General features: G+C 40.2%; 17 protein-coding genes and 1 pseudogene. 10 read left to right on the top strand and 8 right to left on the bottom strand.

Going from position 1 to position 15,809, the window contains the following annotated elements; all coding sequences use genetic code 11:
• Positions 1-32: 32 nt before the first annotated feature.
• Positions 33-1,112 (bottom strand): ketoacyl-ACP synthase III, encoded by a 1,080-nt coding sequence (locus I6E80_RS03995; RefSeq protein WP_197184860.1) that lies wholly within the window; start codon positions 1,110-1,112, stop codon positions 33-35.
• 153 nt (positions 1,113-1,265) lie between these two features.
• On the opposite strand from I6E80_RS03995, the gene I6E80_RS04000 reads away from it, so the two are divergent.
• From I6E80_RS04000 to I6E80_RS04035, 8 genes and pseudogenes are all read left to right on the top strand, one after another.
• Complete coding sequence (locus I6E80_RS04000; RefSeq protein ID WP_197184861.1) at positions 1,266-2,573, top strand: amidohydrolase family protein; 1,308 nt, start codon at positions 1,266-1,268, stop codon at positions 2,571-2,573.
• A gap of 8 nt (positions 2,574-2,581) precedes the next feature.
• Positions 2,582-2,986, top strand: a complete 405-nt coding sequence (locus I6E80_RS04005; RefSeq protein WP_024600535.1) for a DUF4440 domain-containing protein — start codon at positions 2,582-2,584, stop codon at positions 2,984-2,986.
• 61 nt (positions 2,987-3,047) lie between these two features.
• Positions 3,048-4,289, top strand: a complete 1,242-nt coding sequence (locus tag I6E80_RS04010) for a HAMP domain-containing histidine kinase (RefSeq protein WP_197184960.1) — start codon at positions 3,048-3,050, stop codon at positions 4,287-4,289.
• Entirely contained in the window at positions 4,286-4,813 is a 528-nt protein-coding gene (locus I6E80_RS04015) for a response regulator transcription factor (RefSeq protein WP_197184862.1), read from the top strand. Before I6E80_RS04010 ends, I6E80_RS04015 begins: the two co-directional genes overlap by 4 nt.
• A 22-nt stretch (positions 4,814-4,835) precedes the next feature.
• Positions 4,836-5,258, top strand: a complete 423-nt coding sequence (locus tag I6E80_RS04020) for a thiol-disulfide oxidoreductase DCC family protein (protein WP_197184863.1) — start codon at positions 4,836-4,838, stop codon at positions 5,256-5,258.
• A 102-nt stretch (positions 5,259-5,360) separates the two neighbouring features.
• Positions 5,361-5,639 carry a peptidylprolyl isomerase gene (locus I6E80_RS04025; protein ID WP_002959014.1) on the top strand — a complete coding sequence of 93 codons (279 nt, stop codon included), beginning with the start codon at positions 5,361-5,363 and terminating at the stop codon, positions 5,637-5,639.
• A 355-nt stretch (positions 5,640-5,994) separates the two neighbouring features.
• Positions 5,995-6,396, top strand: a complete 402-nt coding sequence (locus tag I6E80_RS04030; RefSeq protein WP_197184864.1) for an ankyrin repeat domain-containing protein — start codon at positions 5,995-5,997, stop codon at positions 6,394-6,396.
• An 81-nt stretch (positions 6,397-6,477) separates the two neighbouring features.
• Positions 6,478-6,582: pseudogene (locus I6E80_RS04035) on the top strand (peptidylprolyl isomerase); the annotation flags it as partial.
• 80 nt (positions 6,583-6,662) lie between these two features.
• On the opposite strand, the gene I6E80_RS04040 reads toward I6E80_RS04035, so the two are convergent.
• From I6E80_RS04040 to I6E80_RS04065, 6 genes are all read right to left on the bottom strand, one after another.
• Complete coding sequence (locus I6E80_RS04040; RefSeq protein WP_039488466.1) at positions 6,663-7,010, bottom strand: energy transducer TonB; 348 nt, start codon at positions 7,008-7,010, stop codon at positions 6,663-6,665.
• A gap of 167 nt (positions 7,011-7,177) precedes the next feature.
• The gene (locus I6E80_RS04045; RefSeq protein ID WP_008134379.1) at positions 7,178-7,837 is read right to left on the bottom strand and encodes a DsbA family oxidoreductase; all 660 of its coding nucleotides are present in this window, start codon (positions 7,835-7,837) and stop codon (positions 7,178-7,180) included.
• Positions 7,838-7,957: 120 nt separating this feature from the next.
• A complete protein-coding gene (locus I6E80_RS04050) occupies positions 7,958-9,178 on the bottom strand; it encodes a Xaa-Pro peptidase family protein (protein ID WP_197184865.1) in 1,221 nt (406 codons plus the stop codon).
• 101 nt (positions 9,179-9,279) lie between these two features.
• A complete protein-coding gene (locus I6E80_RS04055; protein ID WP_024605704.1) occupies positions 9,280-9,888 on the bottom strand; it encodes a flavin reductase family protein in 609 nt (202 codons plus the stop codon).
• Positions 9,889-9,897: 9 nt separating this feature from the next.
• On the bottom strand, positions 9,898-10,623 hold the full coding sequence (locus tag I6E80_RS04060) for an SDR family oxidoreductase (RefSeq protein ID WP_197184866.1): 726 nt from the start codon (positions 10,621-10,623) through the stop codon (positions 9,898-9,900).
• Complete coding sequence (locus tag I6E80_RS04065; RefSeq protein WP_197184867.1) at positions 10,620-11,018, bottom strand: thiol-disulfide oxidoreductase DCC family protein; 399 nt, start codon at positions 11,016-11,018, stop codon at positions 10,620-10,622. The genes I6E80_RS04060 and I6E80_RS04065 overlap by 4 nt, the downstream gene beginning before the upstream one ends.
• A gap of 120 nt (positions 11,019-11,138) precedes the next feature.
• Between I6E80_RS04065 and ppc the strand changes: the two genes are divergently transcribed.
• The gene (gene ppc, locus I6E80_RS04070) at positions 11,139-13,784 is read left to right on the top strand and encodes a phosphoenolpyruvate carboxylase (protein ID WP_076925679.1); all 2,646 of its coding nucleotides are present in this window, start codon (positions 11,139-11,141) and stop codon (positions 13,782-13,784) included.
• Between the two features lie 154 nt (positions 13,785-13,938).
• Entirely contained in the window at positions 13,939-14,865 is a 927-nt protein-coding gene (gene cdd, locus I6E80_RS04075) for a cytidine deaminase (RefSeq protein ID WP_197184868.1), read from the top strand.
• A gap of 186 nt (positions 14,866-15,051) precedes the next feature.
• Here cdd and udp read toward each other — a convergent pair whose 3' ends face one another.
• The gene (gene udp / locus I6E80_RS04080; RefSeq protein ID WP_007582384.1) at positions 15,052-15,807 is read right to left on the bottom strand and encodes a uridine phosphorylase; all 756 of its coding nucleotides are present in this window, start codon (positions 15,805-15,807) and stop codon (positions 15,052-15,054) included.
• Positions 15,808-15,809 lie beyond the last annotated feature (2 nt).

The following is a 15,809-nucleotide window of genomic DNA, read 5'->3' on the forward strand; positions in this document are numbered from 1 at the left end:
TGCGTTTTAAATGTGGATTATTACATCTTTTTTTAGCTTTGCTGCGCTTCTTTACATGCTTTAACGGCTGGTGCTACAAGCTCTAAACCAGTTTTATCACATGGCGGTAACGCGGCATCGCTTAAACTAATAGGCGTTACGCGCTCGCCCCATTTTATGTAACTTGCAGCCCATGTTAAGCCTGCACCAAATGCAGCAGACATAATATTTGAATGCGGTTTAATTAACCCTTGCTCAACGGCTTCACATAACGCAATAGCAATAGTGGCAGCAGAGGTATTACCATACTCACCAATGTTAACCATTACTTTTTCGTCAGGTACTTTTAAACGATGTTGAATAGCCTGAATAATACGTAAGTTAGCTTGGTGTGGAACGAGTACATTAATGTCATCAAGGCTCAAATCGGCTTGTTTAAGTACGTCGTCGCACGCTTCGCTCATGCCTTTAACAGCACGTTTGAAAATTTCACGACCTTCAAATAATAAATCAGATGGACCAATTGGCTCATATTTATTTAAATCGCTACCAAAGTTAGTGATGTGTAAAATATCGCGGTCTTCACTGTCACAACCGGTTTTAGTACCAAGTAGACCCGCTGGTGTATCTGCTGCTTCAAGTACGACAGCACCTGCACCATCGCCAAATAATACAGCGCTGTCACGGCGTGCCCAGTTTACGTACCAGGTCATACGCTCAGCGGCAATGACCACTGCTTTTTTGATCATACCCGCTTGAATTTGTGCTGTAGCAGCTTGCAATGCATATAAAAAGCCCGAACATGCCGCGTTTGTATCCATTGCGGCAGCGCCAGTTGCACCAATATTTTTTTGCACTTGTGAGGCGGTATTTGCCACAACAGTAGAAGGTGTACAAGTGGCTAATATTACTAAATCAATATCTTTAGGATCAACGCCCGCGCACGCAATAGCATGCTTAGCAGCAACGGTTGCCAGCTCGGCGGTACTTACATGGCTCACTCGGCGAGATTTAATGCCTGTACGCGTGGTTATCCACTCGTCGGTGGTATCAACTATTTCACTAATTTCATCGTTGCTAATGCTTGCTGGTGGAATGCATTTACCCCAACCAGTGATATGTGCGTAAGGCATAGTATGTTCTCTTAAGGTGGTCTGACATGTATTTCTAATGGGTGAGTTATACCAAAAAACGGCTTTCAAGACTAGTTTATAGCATGCTTTGTATCGTAAATATTCGCAATTACGGGTTATTTAAGGTAATGCTAGTATAAAAAAGGAGCAAGTATGAAAACAACACTAATAACAACATTCACTTCAATAGCGCTGGCATTAATTGCAAATGGGGCTTTTGCTCAACAGCATAAAATTATTTATGCGGGCAGCTTACTTGCATCCGAGGATCAAAAAGTAAAAACAGAGCAAACGTTAGTCATAACAGATAATACAATAACAGCCATTAAAGACGGCTACCTCACAAAAGCAGAACTTAACCTATCTGATGCCGATATTATCAATCTTAAAAATCAATTTGTAATGCCTGGTCTTATTGATATGCATGTTCACGTTACGTTTGAGCGAGATGCTAAAGCAAACCCTCACCGCTGGGCAACAGAATATGATGCCGATTATGCTTTGCGCTCAATTAAATATTTGCAACGTACGCTCGATGCGGGTTTTACATCAGTGCGAGATTTAGGTAGCGATCATAAAGTTATATTTCCGCTAAAACGCGCTATCGAGAGAAATGATATTAACGGCCCTCGTATTTTTGCAGCGGGTAATACAATATCGCCTACCGGTGGACACGCAGATATGCACGGTTATCGAAAAGATATTACAGATGCGGTTACAGGTGGGATTGGTATTTGTAATGGCGCGGATGATTGTAGCCGTGCGGTACGCGAGGTAATAAAAAGTGGCGCTGATGTAATTAAAATTACTGCCACAGGCGGAGTATTGAGTAATACCGCCGCAGGGGTTAACCAACAACTTACAGATGCAGAGCTGATTGCAATTGTTGATACTGCTCACCACTTAGGGCGTAAAGTTACAGCGCATGCGCACGGTACACAAGGTATAAAAGCGGCCTTAAAAGCCGGTGTAGATTCTATTGAGCATGGCTCTTATTTAGATAAAGAGGCAATAAAGTTATTTAAAAAAACGGGAGCTTATTTAGTACCGACGCTTTTAGCGGGTGCAACGGTAAGCGAAGAGGTGCTTACAAATCCAAATATGCCACCGGCAATAGCCAACAAAGTGCGTGAAGTGACTCCAAAAATGCAGGCTTCGTTCAAACTTGCACTGAAAAACAAGGTTAATATAGCCTTTGGAACAGACTCAGGTGTGTCGCGTCATGGGCTTAATGCTAACGAATTTAGTTTAATGGTAAACAATGGTATGAGCGAAGGCCAAGCTATTAAGTCAGCAACCATACATGCAGCTAAACTACTGGGGCAAAGCGCACTCATTGGCGACTTGAGTGTTGGTAAGCAAGCAGATATTATCAGTGTGAATGGCTCACCGCTTAAAAATATCGACGTACTTAAAAACGTGCAATTTGTTATGAAAGCCGGGCAAGTTTATAAACAATAGGGAAGGTTATGAGCAGCAAAATAAAAGTGTCGTTGTTTAATCATTTGATTGACGCTGAGCGCCAGTTACTAGACCCAGAGATTCGCCAATCTGAGCGCGCACTAGATGCTTTACTCGATGATGAATTTATCGAAATTGCAGCCAACGGCACTACATTTAATAAATACCAAGTACTTACCCGCTTACCTACCGAGGTTGTGCCACAGTTTTATAATCAGCATTTTAAGGGCCGAATGCTGAGCGATGATGTAGTGCAACTTAGTTATCAAGCTGCTTACAGGCGCTCTGCTCGCAGTGAATTTAATTATTCATTGCGTATGTCGCTTTGGCGTCAAACTAACGAACAATGGAAAATGGTGTTTCATCAAGGAACGCCTTGTGCACCGTTTTCAATTTCGATGGATGATGATTAAAAATCATATAACCGTTAAAATAACCTTATTAAACATTTGATTGGGCAATTACCTCTTGTTAATGCGTACAGACCCCACCATTAGTCGACTATTAATGCTGCGTAGCGGCGCAATTGCCGTGCAATTAATTGCTGTGCTTAGCGTTTATTTTTTACTAGAACATCAGATTGCATTACTGCCTTTGCTGATTGTCATTGCCGTTGAGGCTGTGTTTCAGCTTATTAGCCTGTTTGCTTATCGTAACGTAAGCCAAGCTAAGCCCTTGGGTATGTTAATGCAGTTAACTGCTGATGTGTTATTTTTAACGGTATTGCTCTCACTAAGTGGCGGTGCAACTAATGCATTTGTATCGTTGTTATTACTCCCAATAATGATAGCTGCTGTTACGCTGCGAGAAAAAGGATTAGCTTATATTGCAGTGTTAGCCATTGCCGCATACAGTTTTTTATTGATAAAGATGCCCGATCACAGTATGCATCAAATGAATATGAGTGGTCACTTTATTGGCATGTGGGTTAATTTTGTTTTAAGTGCCAGTGTAATTGCACTTGTTATTGGCGCAATGAGCAGAGCACTTAAAGAGCGAGAGCGAATTATTGCAAATGTGCGAGAAAAGCAATTACGTAATGAACAGCTTGTTACCCTTGATGGGGCCGCAGCACAAATAACTCATCAACTAGCGACCCCAATTGCAAATTTACAGTTACTGTTTGAAGAGTTATTAGAAGAGCAACCAAACAATCCTATTGTTAAGCACATGCAAGCGCCGCTTACTCAGTGCAGTACACAGCTTAACGACTTTAGAAACCTCTCAGAGCAGTTACGCCTTAAAAATTCACAAGAGCATACAACGGTAAAGCAACTGCAAACACAAATTACCGACACACTTTTACTGCAATACCCTGATCAGCACATTAAATGGATTACGCCACCTATTGCTGCAACGCTATTGAGTGATGCCATGTTATTGCCTGCTATTTTAAATTTATTGCAAAACGCCGCGCTCGCTAATCAAAAACAAGATAAAACCCAGTTAGAGCTGAGTTGGCAGCAAGATAACTTACATAGTGAATGCGTTTACTTGCTAATTCGTGATTTTGGCTGTGGCTTTTCGTCATCGCAATTAGCTGATCTGGGCGGGCAACTTATGCCAAGCGATCAAGGAATGGGGCTTGCTGTGCTTTTATCAAATGTTACTTTTGAGCGTTTAAATGGCTCACTTACCTTGTTTAACCATGCAGATGGCGGCGCTGTTGCCAAAGTTAAACTCGCTATTGTAAACACTGAGAATAACGCCTCATGAAGTTACTTATAATTGAAGACGATATAAATTTAGCCAGCACACTAGCAAGGCGCTTAACTAAACAGGGCTTTACCTGCGAGGTGGGGCATAATCAAAGTGATGCATTACTTATAGCCCGCCAGCACTTACCTGACTTTGTATTGCTAGATATGAAACTAGGCGATGACAATGGCTTGGCATTAATAAAGCCATTACGTAGTTTGCTCCCCCAAGCACATATTGTTTTACTAACTGGGTTTGCAAGTATAGCAACCGCAGTAGAGGCAATGCGTTTGGGCGCAAACGACTACCTTACTAAGCCGGTTGATATGGCAACATTATTAAAAGCGCTTAACACCGAGCCTGTGGCAACGGCATCGAGTGCTATTGATGATGCAGTTATGTCGCCAGAGCGCTTAGAGTGGGAGCATATTCAACAAGTACTGCACAGTAATAATGGCAATGTGTCGCTAACCGCAAGGCAACTTAATATGCATAGGCGTACTTTGCAGCGCAAGTTACAAAAAAAGCCGGTGCAGCAGTAAAGTACTTAATTAAGGAGGTGTTATGAGCGATGATGCAGCGACATTAATGCGTAATCAAAAAATTATATTATTCGATGCGCAGTGTAAGCTGTGCAGCGCGTGGTGTAACTTTATTATTACTCACGACACTAATACTATTTTTAAATTATGCAGCGTGCAATCTCCAAAAGGAGAACTGTTGTTAACGCATTTTGGTTTTTCAACAACTGAATATGCCTCAATGGTGCTTGTTGAAAATGGTAAAGCATTTACCCAAAGCCATGCTTTTTTTAATGTTGTTAAGCAGCTAGGTTACCCATATAAGCTAGCAAACGTATTTAGTATTTTGCCAAATAGGTTTAATAATTGGCTATACGATAGGGTTGCTTTAAACCGCTATACCTTATTTGGAAAATATCAGTATTGCAGAATTCCCAACCCAGATGATGCTAAACATTATTTATAAATTAGGCGTTAATACACTGCAGTATAAGTAGATGCTAGGCTTATGAGGTTGTGTTAAAATCGCCGCGTTTAATTTTAGCTAACGGTATAAAAGGCTTTTTTCATGGCAAACACAGCACATGCACTTCACATTTTGGTTAAGCACAAAGAAATTGCAGAAGATATTATTAAGCAATTAGGTAAAGGTGCGAAGTTTCAGACCTTAGCTAAAAAGTATTCGTCATGCCCATCGGGTAAAAAAGGCGGTGACTTAGGTGAATTTAGACGCGGACAAATGGTCCCACAGTTTGACAAAATTGCATTTAAAGGCGCAATTTTAGAGCCCCACCTAGTTAAAACGAAATTTGGCTGGCATGTAATCAAAGTACTTTATCGTACTTAGTTTATTTAAACTGTTTAATAATTGACGCGTCTTAGCAAGCGTCTATTTCATCACCTATCCTAAACTTACACTTTGACGAACTAAGAATTAGGATGGGTGTCATCTTAGTTTATTGCCTTAGGAACTTCAGCCACAGTTGTTACAAATCCTTCTGGATGGATAGGACACTTGGCCGGTGATTTATTAGGCTTGTCTGCGCCCACCTGTATACCAGTAAAACATCAGTTCAAATACCACAGAATTACAGGAGTAAAGGTTGATTATATCCCTCGGTAACATACGATTAGTAAAATATATTGTCCCAATACTTTTACTGTGTGCAAATAATGTCTGGTCTTGCTCAAAGTATGCAGAGATGGTTCAAACGGCTGACTTGAGTGAGGTCGGTGAACTTGCCCGACGAGAATTGGGGCATGAACTTATGAGAGAGTATGATTTCCCGAGTAAGGTATTGAAGAGACTGATGAATAATGAAATGGAATTTGAAAAAAGTAATATCCTTCATAAATATGGGGATGTTTTGCTTGATATGGCTGTTTATCGTTCAAACTATGAAGGTGTCAGGTATTTGCTAAGTAACGACATATCCTTATTTTCAAAACGGAGATTTATAGAAAGCCCAATATTTGTTGCTACAAGTGCTAAGGACAAAAAAATGTTAAAGTTACTCTTAGAGATGACAAGCTCTGAACATACTCAATTGTTTAAAGTGGCAAATAAATATATTGATTGTGCTAACTCTTTTAAGGTTAAGTAGGTTCATGAAAAATTAACGTGGCACCCACTTTAATTAGGATAGTTTTGCTTGTTAAAAATAGGTGCCTGTCTTGCTTAATATCTACCACAGTTCGATAAGGTTGCATTTAAAGGCGAAATTTTAGAGCCACACCTAGTTAAAACAAAATTTGGCTGGCATGTAATTAAAGTGCTTTATCGTACTTAGTTTATTTTTAAGTAAAGAAGTAACCTTCGCTGTATAGAAAAAGGCTGCAATGTGCAGCTTTTTTTAGTTTTAGTTAGTTATTATTTTGCCAAATTAAAATCTATAGTCATTTCTAAGTCTTCATCAACTACCGCAATACCATTAACTACTTTAGGTGCGTAACGCCATTTAGAAAGAGAGCGAATCGCTGCTTTATCAAAAATTTTCACAGGCTCAGCTTTAATCACTTTAATATTAACTGGCTTACCAGATGTATCTACATCAAAAGACATTGTCACACTACCTTCAATTTTTTCACGGACACTTTTAATTGGATACTCCGCAGGACTGGGCATTATCAGTGTAGAGTTAGGGCTATCAGGTAGATGTGTTGTCGAACATGCGGTTAAAAGAAACAGTGACGTCAAAGTTGTAATTATATATTTCATTATAAATCCCTTTATAGGTATTATTATCGATTTGTTAGATGTCGTTTCTATAATGACACCAAAAGAGATTCAAGGTAAATAATAAATTTGTATTGTTTTTGAACTGATGAATAAACAAGAAAGGCTGCAATGTGCAGCCTTTCTTAATTTTAAACTATATTTGTGTATTAAGCGTCTTGCTTAGCTTCTTCTTCACTAATTTGTTTTAGTGCTTGAATGAATGAGTCGCTTGGTTGTCCGCCAGTAAGTGCATACTTATCGTTTATGATAAACGTAGGTACTGACGTAATACCCATTTGTTTAAAGTTGTCTTGCTCTTGGCGTACGTCTTGTACGTATTTGTCTGAATGTAGGATACCGCGCGCAGTTTCTTTATCAAGACCTACTTTTTCAACAACGTCGAGCAGTGCTTCTTCTTGATTTAAGTATTTTAAATCAGTGAAGTGCGCTTCAAAAAAGGCGAGTTTTAACTCGGTTTGTTTACCTTCTTCACGTGCCCACATTAATAAACGATGCAAATCAAAGCTGTTGATCATGATGCGTTTGCCATCAAAATTAAAGGTAAACCCAGCACGCTGACCGGCTTCGAACATGTTTTTACGATTTTCGTCGCCTTGCTCTTCACTTAGGTTGTACTTTTGCATCAAATGTTCGTTTAAATCCTGACCTTCAATTGGCATATCTGGGTTTAGTTCAAAAGGATGCCACGTAATATCTGCGCTCATTTCGTCTTTGAGTTGCTCTAGTGCAGTTTCTAGGTTTTTATAACCCACTACACACCAAGGGCACATTACGTCTGAAACGATATCAATTTTAAAGTTTTTCATATTTATCCTTTTGAGGATTGCTTATAACTAAGTATAAAAAAGGATATTGGGATTAATTTAGCTTTATCAATACCAAACTAAAAAGAGCAGCTAAACAGCTGCTCTTGAAGGTAATCAGTTTTAGGCGTTAAGCCCAAATGGGTCGTCAATGCTATGGCTAGGCTCGGTAAACCAATGAGGGCCGTTGTCGGTCATGTAAAAATGATCTTCTAAACGTATGCCAAATTCATCGGGTATAACTAACATTGGCTCGTTACTAAAGCACATGCCTGTGGCAAGTGGGGTTTTATCACCGCCAACTAAGTATGGCCATTCATGAATGTCTAGCCCAATGCCATGGCCAGTTCGATGTGGGCAACCCGGTGTTTGGTACTGCGGACCTAGCCCTTGCGCCGCTAAATAGTTACGGGCGCCCGCATCTACGTCTTCGCAGATGGCACCGATTTTAGCTGCATTAAATGCCGCCATTTGCGCTGCTTTTTCATGATCCCAAAACATACGCTGGCGCATTGTTGGTTCGCCAAATACATAGGTACGGGTTATATCTGATAAGTAATCGTGTACTTTACAGCCGGTATCAATTAGTACCATATCGCCTTTTTTAAGTATTTGGGCGTCTTTAACACCGTGCGGAAAAGACGTTGCAACACCAAATAAAACAATGCAAAAATAGTTACCTGGCGCGCCTACTTTTTGATGTGCTTGCTTAATAAAGGCTTCTACTTCGGTGGTGGTTATTCCCTCATAAAGCATGCTTGCTGTGGCTTGATGTACGGCCAAGGTCATGTCCATCGCGCGCTGCATTAAGCTAAGCTCATGAACTGACTTATGCATACGACAATGCGCCGTTACAGGTTGGGCGTTTATGAGGGTTAAACCCGTTTGCGCTTTATTAATGCCGTCGAATATAAAAAACTGTGCGCTTTCATCAATGCCAATGGTTGCGTTTTCATTAATGTTTAACTTTTTTAATACTTCGACAAAAAGTGCATAAGGATTTTCGTGCTCTTGCCACCCATGAATAGGCCCATCTATTACTTTAAACCCGTTTAGTGAACCAATTTCGAAATAAGGTGCAATGTATTGTACTTCACCAAGGGCGGGTAATATCGCGCCAACCATGCGCTCGCTCGCGTACCATTTCATACCTGTAAAGTAGGTTAGGTTGGTGCCAGCGTTTAAATAAATTGCATCTATGTTGTTAGCTAGCATATACGCTTGCGCCTTGGCTATGCGCTCTAAATGTTCGTCAGCTGCAATAGGGGTTAGCGTGTGCGTCATATTGCTTAAGCTTGCCAACGCTTGCTCGCTAGATTGTGTACCAATACCGATGGTAGTCATGTTTTTCTCCTTGGATTTTTAACTAGTGTGATTAATACCAAGGTAAAATTCAATGTTATGCGATAAGAGGCTAGTAGTTTATAGCCTCTTAAAAGGTCATATTATTTTTTAGCGTAAGGTAAACGCGTGAGTTTATTACTTGTGTGGTAGCTATCAAGCCCAGTTACTGCCACTGTTTCTATTGCTTGTAAATCTAGGAAACCGTCGCTTTGCAGCGCGGCTTTATCAACAAAAACATCCATAATTTCGCCAATAACGAGCTCAGTTCCATTGATGGCTAAATGTTGGTTTTCTACAAATTTAACCGAGTACTTTAAGCGGCTTTCTTTTACAAAAGGGGCTGCAAAGTCGTTTAAGTATTCAGGCGTTAAGCCTGTAGCATCAAACTCAGATTCGTCTTTATCGTAACGGGCTGAGGTTTGATGAGCTTGTTTATAAATCGACTTATTCACTTGATTAATGGTGTAAGTGCCCGTTTGTAAAATATTTTCAAACGTATGACGCGGCACACTATGAGGACGCATTATCATTGCAACTAACGGTGGGTTAGCCCCAAGGTGAATAACGGAGCTGACAATCGACAAGTTAGTATTGCCAAGTAAGTCTTGTGTACCAATTAAGTTAGCGCTTTTAAAACCCGAAAGAGAGTTGATTAAGTGAGTACGGGTATGTTTTTCAAGTGCGTCTATTCGCGCTTTAGTAAAATGCATTAAAAATCCTTACCACGGTATGGTTGAACCTTGCCAGTCTAAATAAGCAGGTTCACCGTTTAGTTTTAAATCAGGGTTGTTGTTTGTTAATTCAAAAAGTTGCCCAGCTACAAATTCAGGCGTAAATAACTTACCTGCAGGTACGTTTTTTTGAAAAGGCTTTGAGAGTTCGGTATCGGTGGTGCCTGGATGAAACAAAATGAGTTTTGTGTTTTTAGCACGACGAGCTAATTCAATAGCCGCCGTTTTAAATAGCATGTTAAGCGCTGCTTTAGATGCGCGATAAGTATACCAGCCACCTAATTCATTGTCGTTTATGCTACCTACGCGCGCACTTAATGCTGTAATAGTACACTGCGTTTTGTGGGTTAATAGAGGCAATATGCTCTGTAAACACAATAATGGCGTGAGTGTATTAGCATTCAGTAACTCGTTAAAATAATCAGCGTTTAAATCTTCTAACTTTTTTTCGGGCATGTGCTGAGTGTTATGAAGTTTACCATTGAATATAATAACTTGATGTAATTCAGCTTGAGTGTCTTTTAAGTGCTGGGTAAAAATAGCCAGGCTTTGAGCGCTGTAGTCGGTGCTAAAGTACTCAGTATTTGTAGGGGCGCTGCTGTATTCACTTGAGCTGACACACAGAACCTTAAATTGTGATGCATGGTTATTTAAGTGCTCAACATACGCTTTTGCAATCGCACTACTAGCGCCAAATAAAACAATGGTTTTCATCTTCTGCCCTTATTTTTTAAACTGCATTGCCCATTAGAACATGTTGTGTTTGGCATTAAAATTTTACTAAGGGAATGTCTGTATTTTGCAAATAACACATATCCACAGTCAGCGAAAAAGCTAATTATTGGCAAGCGAAAAATTTTCAACCAGCCGTGTTTACCCACTATTTTCCATGCCTCGTAAGTTACATCAAGCCCGTAAATCATTTCACCTGATTGCTTTTGAGCTTGTAGGTAAGTCATTGCTTTGTCTCTATCAATATACGAGTACCGCTCACTGAAGTCGGTCGCGTTAAGATCTTCAAGCGTAATTAGGTTTTTAGTATCTGCGTGCTTTAGTTGCTGCATTTCAGTGCTACAAAGAGGACAGTTACCATCGTAAAAAATGACCATGTGAATGCTTTGTGATTATTTTATATATACTTTTTTACGACAAGACATTGCAAATGGATCTATTAAATATCTCTTCATAATGATATTAATAGTGTCCTACGAAAAAATGGAGACTGATAAATGAGTGAACAATACGCCGCCTTGCGAGGTAATGTAAATTTACTAGGGCAACTACTAGGACAAACAATTAAAGATGCCCAAGGTCAAGCGATTTTAGATAAAGTAGAAGAAATTCGAGCTTTATCAAAATCATCTCGCAGTGGTAACGAAGACGACAGACAAGCGCTTATAGAAGTTTTACATGCGCTTAGTGACGAAGAGCTTTTACCGGTTGCCCGTTCATTTAATCATTTTTTAAACCTTGCTAATGTAGCAGAGCAATTTCATACCGTTTCGCGTTTTAATGACGTTGGCCTTGGTCAACAAAACCCTCTCACTCAAACATTAAAAACGTTAGCTACAAAAGCAGAACAAGGCCAGCTAGACAGTAATCATTTGGCCGAAACACTCTCAAAACTCCACATAAATTTAGTACTAACTGCTCACCCAACCGAGGTTACGCGCCGTACTATTATTAACAAACACGTTGAACTAAGTGACTGCCTTGCATCATTAGAGCGAAAAGATAACTTAGTGCAAGAGCGTGACAATATTTTAAATCGTATTGAACAGCTGATTAGCCAAGCGTGGCATACCGACGATATTCGTCGCTCTCGTCCAACACCTGTTGATGAAGCTAAATGGGGCTATGCCGTAATAGAAAATAGCCTTTGGCATGCGGTACCGCGTTTTTTACGTGAATTTTCAGCCAATGTTAAAGACCAATTAAGCTTAGAGTTACCGATAGATTACAGCCCAATTGAGTTTACATCTTGGATGGGTGGAGACCGTGATGGTAATCCATTTGTAACATCGCAGGTAACAAAAGAGGTGCTTGATCATGGTCGTTGGATGGCACTTAACTTATACATTCAAGATTTAAAAACGTTGTGCGCTGAATTATCTATGTCAGATGCCAGTGATGAGCTTATTGAGCTTGCAGGGCAAGAGTTTGAACCATACAGAGCGGTAATCAAAAAGCTTAAAAATCAGGTTGCTGAAACAGTGGCGCACTTAGGTGCTAAAATTAAAAATAAGCGCAGCGATTCACAAGACTTAATAACTGATATTAATCAGCTTAAACACCCGGTTGAAGTGTGCTATCGATCGTTATTAAAGTGTAATATGAAAGTAGTTGCGGATGGCTTATTACTTGATTTACTGCACCGTATAAATAGCTTTGGTTTGCGTTTAGCTAAACTTGATGTGCGCCAAGATTCGTCTCGCCACGGCGATGTGTTTTCTGAGCTAACGCGTTACTTAGGTTTAGGCGACTATAACCAATGGCAAGAGCAAGACAAACAAGCATTTTTACTTGCAGAGCTTAACTCACGCAGACCGCTTATTCCAAAGCATTGGCAACCAAGCCCTGATGTACAAGAAGTACTTGATACTTTTGATGTGATTGCCAAGCAAGACGAAGCTACATTTGGTTTGTATATTATTTCGATGGCGCGCACAGCGTCAGATATTTTAGCGGTACAACTATTGCTAAAAGAAAGCGGCTGCAGCTTTGATTTACCAGTAGCACCGCTTTTTGAAACACTTGACGATTTAAACGCAGGCAGTGATGTAATTACCACATTGCTTGATAATGTTTGGTATCGCGGGCACATTAAAAACACCCAAAACGTAATGATTGGTTACTCTGATTCAGCTAAAGATGCCGGCATGATGGCAGCAGGTTGGGCACAGTACGAAGCAATGGATAAACTAGTACAACTTGCTGATGCACGTGGTATTGAGCTTGTTTTATTCCACGGACGTGGTGGCACAGTAGGTCGTGGTGGTGCACCCGCTGCACAAGCACTGCATTCACAACCGCCAGGCTCTTTAAAAGGGGGTTTACGTGTAACCGAGCAAGGCGAGATGATTCGCTTTAAATTTGGTTTACCCGATGTAGCACTGCAAAGCTTAAATATTTACGCAGGCGCAGTTTTGCAAAGTAACTTACTACCGCCACCGGAGCCAAAGCCAGAATGGCGCGAAGTAATGAAGCTAATAAGTGAGGAGTCGTGTGAGCACTACCGTAATGTAGTTCGCCATGATGAAAACTTTGTACCTTACTTTAGAATGGCAACACCTGAGCTTGAACTGTCTAAGCTACCGCTTGGCTCTCGCCCTGCAAAACGTAATCCTAATGGCGGTGTTGAAAGCCTGCGTGCTATTCCATGGATTTTTGCTTGGAGCCAAAACCGTTTAATGCTTCCAGCATGGTTAGGTGCGTTAACTGGTTTAAAAGCTGCGCTTAATAAATACGGCGCAGAAACTCTAAACGAAATGAGCTTACAGTGGCCGTTCTTTAGATCGCGCCTAGAAATGCTAGAAATGGTATTTAGTAAAGCCGATTGTTGGTTGAGTGAGCATTATGATAATGCGCTGGTGGAAGATATGTACAAACCACTGGGTGTAACACTTCGTAAAGAGCTTCAAGAAGCCATTAGCTTAGTGCAATCACTTAGCCCACAAAAAAGCTTATTAGCCGAACAGCCTTGGATTAAAGAGTCGATTAGTTTACGTAACCCGTACACCGATCCACTTAACTTATTGCAAGTTGAGCTTTTACGCCGTGCTCGCTCACAGGAAAAACACAGCGAAGGTGACATTGATAATGCATTAATGATCACAATGACAGGTATTGCAGCAGGTATGCGTAATACCGGCTAATATTTTGTTATGTATACTAATCAATTATTTTGTTAGGTATACCAATTAAATTAAAGGGAGCACGCGATGTGCTCCCTTTTTTTGCGTTGAATAGGCTGGTATTTCGCATCCTAAACTTTTAAACTACTTAGCCATTGAATAATTAAAAAATGTTATGGCTTCAGCAACTTTTACTGTACAGCAAGATACAGCACTTACAAATTCGCACATCACATTAAGCGTAGCGCAAACAGCGTCATTACGTAGTCAATTAAAATCACAGCGTGGCATATTAAATTCTAATAATATTAAACAGTTATGTGCACAGCTAAATGTGTCTGATGATGCATTATTACAAGGTTTAGTACCTTTAGCTTCGGAGTATGCGGTTGCGCCGATATCAGATTTTCATGTAGGTGCAATAGTTAAAGCACTTGATGAAAACGATGAGGTAAACTTTTACTTTGGTGCAAATGTAGAGTTTGATCATCAAGCGTTGAGTTTAGTGGTTCATGCAGAGCAATCGGCTATAAATAACGCCTGGTTAAACGGTGCTAAAAAAATAGTTAAAATAGCGATTAGCGATGCACCGTGTGGGTATTGTCGCCAGTTTATGAACGAACTCGCTGATGCTAAAGAGTTTGATATTTTATTGCCAGAGCAACACTTCAAATTAGCAGAGTTATTGCCTCATTCGTTCGGGCCGACTGATTTAGGCAATGCGTTTAGCTTGTTCAATCCAGAGCCTCACCAGCAAGTATTCGCAAATGCTCAACTAGATGAGAAGCTAGCAAGTACAGCATTAAACGCATACGTACCGTATAGTAAAAACTTTAGTGCAGTAAAAATTAGTACATTTGAAAATGGTAATTTTTACGGAAGTTACGCAGAAAACGCAGCGTACAGCCCAAGCTTGTCGCCACTGCAAAGTGCACTTAGTCAATTATTTATCGCAGGGCTTAGCTTTAACGAAAGTACGGTAAAATCAATTACACTTTTAGAAACCGCAGGCCATGAAAACCAAGCGGGTGTAGCACGTGCTGTACTTGCAAGTTTTAACAACCTGCCGGCAATAGAAGTAATTAGTGCACAGCTAAAATAACCTTTCAAAAACAATAAAGCACAGGCAGAGCTGTGCTTTATTAAAATGTGCCATTCTATCGAATTAAATAACTCACTAACTGCGTTAAAAATTATTCATATAAGACAACTATACTTCATAATTTTTGCCTTGTTACTGAGCCATTTTCTTATCGTTATAATAGCCCATTAATTAATAGAACTTATATTAATCAAGCAACACTTTAGCTGCTTCTAATACTACTGCTACAGATTTACGCTCAATTTCACCATGGTCAACATTTGGTATTTCTTGGCGAGTACGGTTAACAAGTACGCCAGCTACACAGGCAGCTTGTAAGCCAAGGGCAGCACACATAGTAAATAACGTTGCTGATTCCATTTCGTAGTTCATTACGCCCAGTTTTTGCCACTCTTCGCAGCTACCTTGTAGTGATTTAGGAACGTAACCAGAATGCGTATCGTAACGCTCTTGTCCTGGGTAAAATGTATCGCTTGATGCAGTAATACCAATATGGAAATCGATATTTAAGTTTTTACATGCTTGTACCATAGCTTGTGTTGCATAAAAGTCAGACACAGCAGGGTAGCTAAGAGGAGCAAAATGCTGGCTTGCACCGTCTAAACGTACAGACGCTTGGCTAATTAAAATTTCGCCTTCGTTGATATGTGGCTGAATCGCACCTGTTGTACCAATACGTAAAAATTTACGTACGCCAAGTTGTGCTAATTCTTCTACTGCAATCGACGTAGATGGACCACCAATACCCGTAGAACAAACAACCACAGAATGGCCGTTTAATTGACCTAAGTAAACATGAAACTCGCGAGTTTGAGCAAGGCAGGTTGGGTTGTCTAGGAATTGTGAAATACGTGCAGCACGATCTGGGTCACCCGGTACAATCGCAAGTTTTGCACCTTTAAGATCGTCAATACATAGTCCTAAGTGAAATACCTTTTCCATAA

Origin of the sequence: Pseudoalteromonas sp. NSLLW218 (assembly GCF_015864775.1) — a bacterium.
GTDB lineage: Bacteria > Pseudomonadota > Gammaproteobacteria > Enterobacterales > Alteromonadaceae > Pseudoalteromonas.

Coding starts and splice junctions, on each gene's coding strand:
- I6E80_RS04020 (WP_197184863.1), top strand. CDS start 4,836: ATGAGCGATGATGCAGCGACATTAATGCGTAATCAAAAAATTATATTA.
- I6E80_RS04000 (WP_197184861.1), top strand. CDS start 1,266: ATGAAAACAACACTAATAACAACATTCACTTCAATAGCGCTGGCATTA.
- ppc (WP_076925679.1), top strand. CDS start 11,139: ATGAGTGAACAATACGCCGCCTTGCGAGGTAATGTAAATTTACTAGGG.
- I6E80_RS04050 (WP_197184865.1), bottom strand. CDS start 9,178: ATGACTACCATCGGTATTGGTACACAATCTAGCGAGCAAGCGTTGGCA.
- I6E80_RS04010 (WP_197184960.1), top strand. CDS start 3,048: ATGCGTACAGACCCCACCATTAGTCGACTATTAATGCTGCGTAGCGGC.
- I6E80_RS04030 (WP_197184864.1), top strand. CDS start 5,995: ATGGTTCAAACGGCTGACTTGAGTGAGGTCGGTGAACTTGCCCGACGA.
- I6E80_RS04005 (WP_024600535.1), top strand. CDS start 2,582: ATGAGCAGCAAAATAAAAGTGTCGTTGTTTAATCATTTGATTGACGCT.
- I6E80_RS04045 (WP_008134379.1), bottom strand. CDS start 7,837: ATGAAAAACTTTAAAATTGATATCGTTTCAGACGTAATGTGCCCTTGG.
- I6E80_RS04015 (WP_197184862.1), top strand. CDS start 4,286: ATGAAGTTACTTATAATTGAAGACGATATAAATTTAGCCAGCACACTA.
- I6E80_RS03995 (WP_197184860.1), bottom strand. CDS start 1,112: ATGCCTTACGCACATATCACTGGTTGGGGTAAATGCATTCCACCAGCA.
- I6E80_RS04040 (WP_039488466.1), bottom strand. CDS start 7,010: ATGAAATATATAATTACAACTTTGACGTCACTGTTTCTTTTAACCGCA.
- I6E80_RS04060 (WP_197184866.1), bottom strand. CDS start 10,623: ATGAAAACCATTGTTTTATTTGGCGCTAGTAGTGCGATTGCAAAAGCG.
- I6E80_RS04065 (WP_197184867.1), bottom strand. CDS start 11,018: ATGGTCATTTTTTACGATGGTAACTGTCCTCTTTGTAGCACTGAAATG.
- udp (WP_007582384.1), bottom strand. CDS start 15,807: ATGGAAAAGGTATTTCACTTAGGACTATGTATTGACGATCTTAAAGGT.
- I6E80_RS04055 (WP_024605704.1), bottom strand. CDS start 9,888: ATGCATTTTACTAAAGCGCGAATAGACGCACTTGAAAAACATACCCGT.
- cdd (WP_197184868.1), top strand. CDS start 13,939: ATGGCTTCAGCAACTTTTACTGTACAGCAAGATACAGCACTTACAAAT.
- I6E80_RS04025 (WP_002959014.1), top strand. CDS start 5,361: ATGGCAAACACAGCACATGCACTTCACATTTTGGTTAAGCACAAAGAA.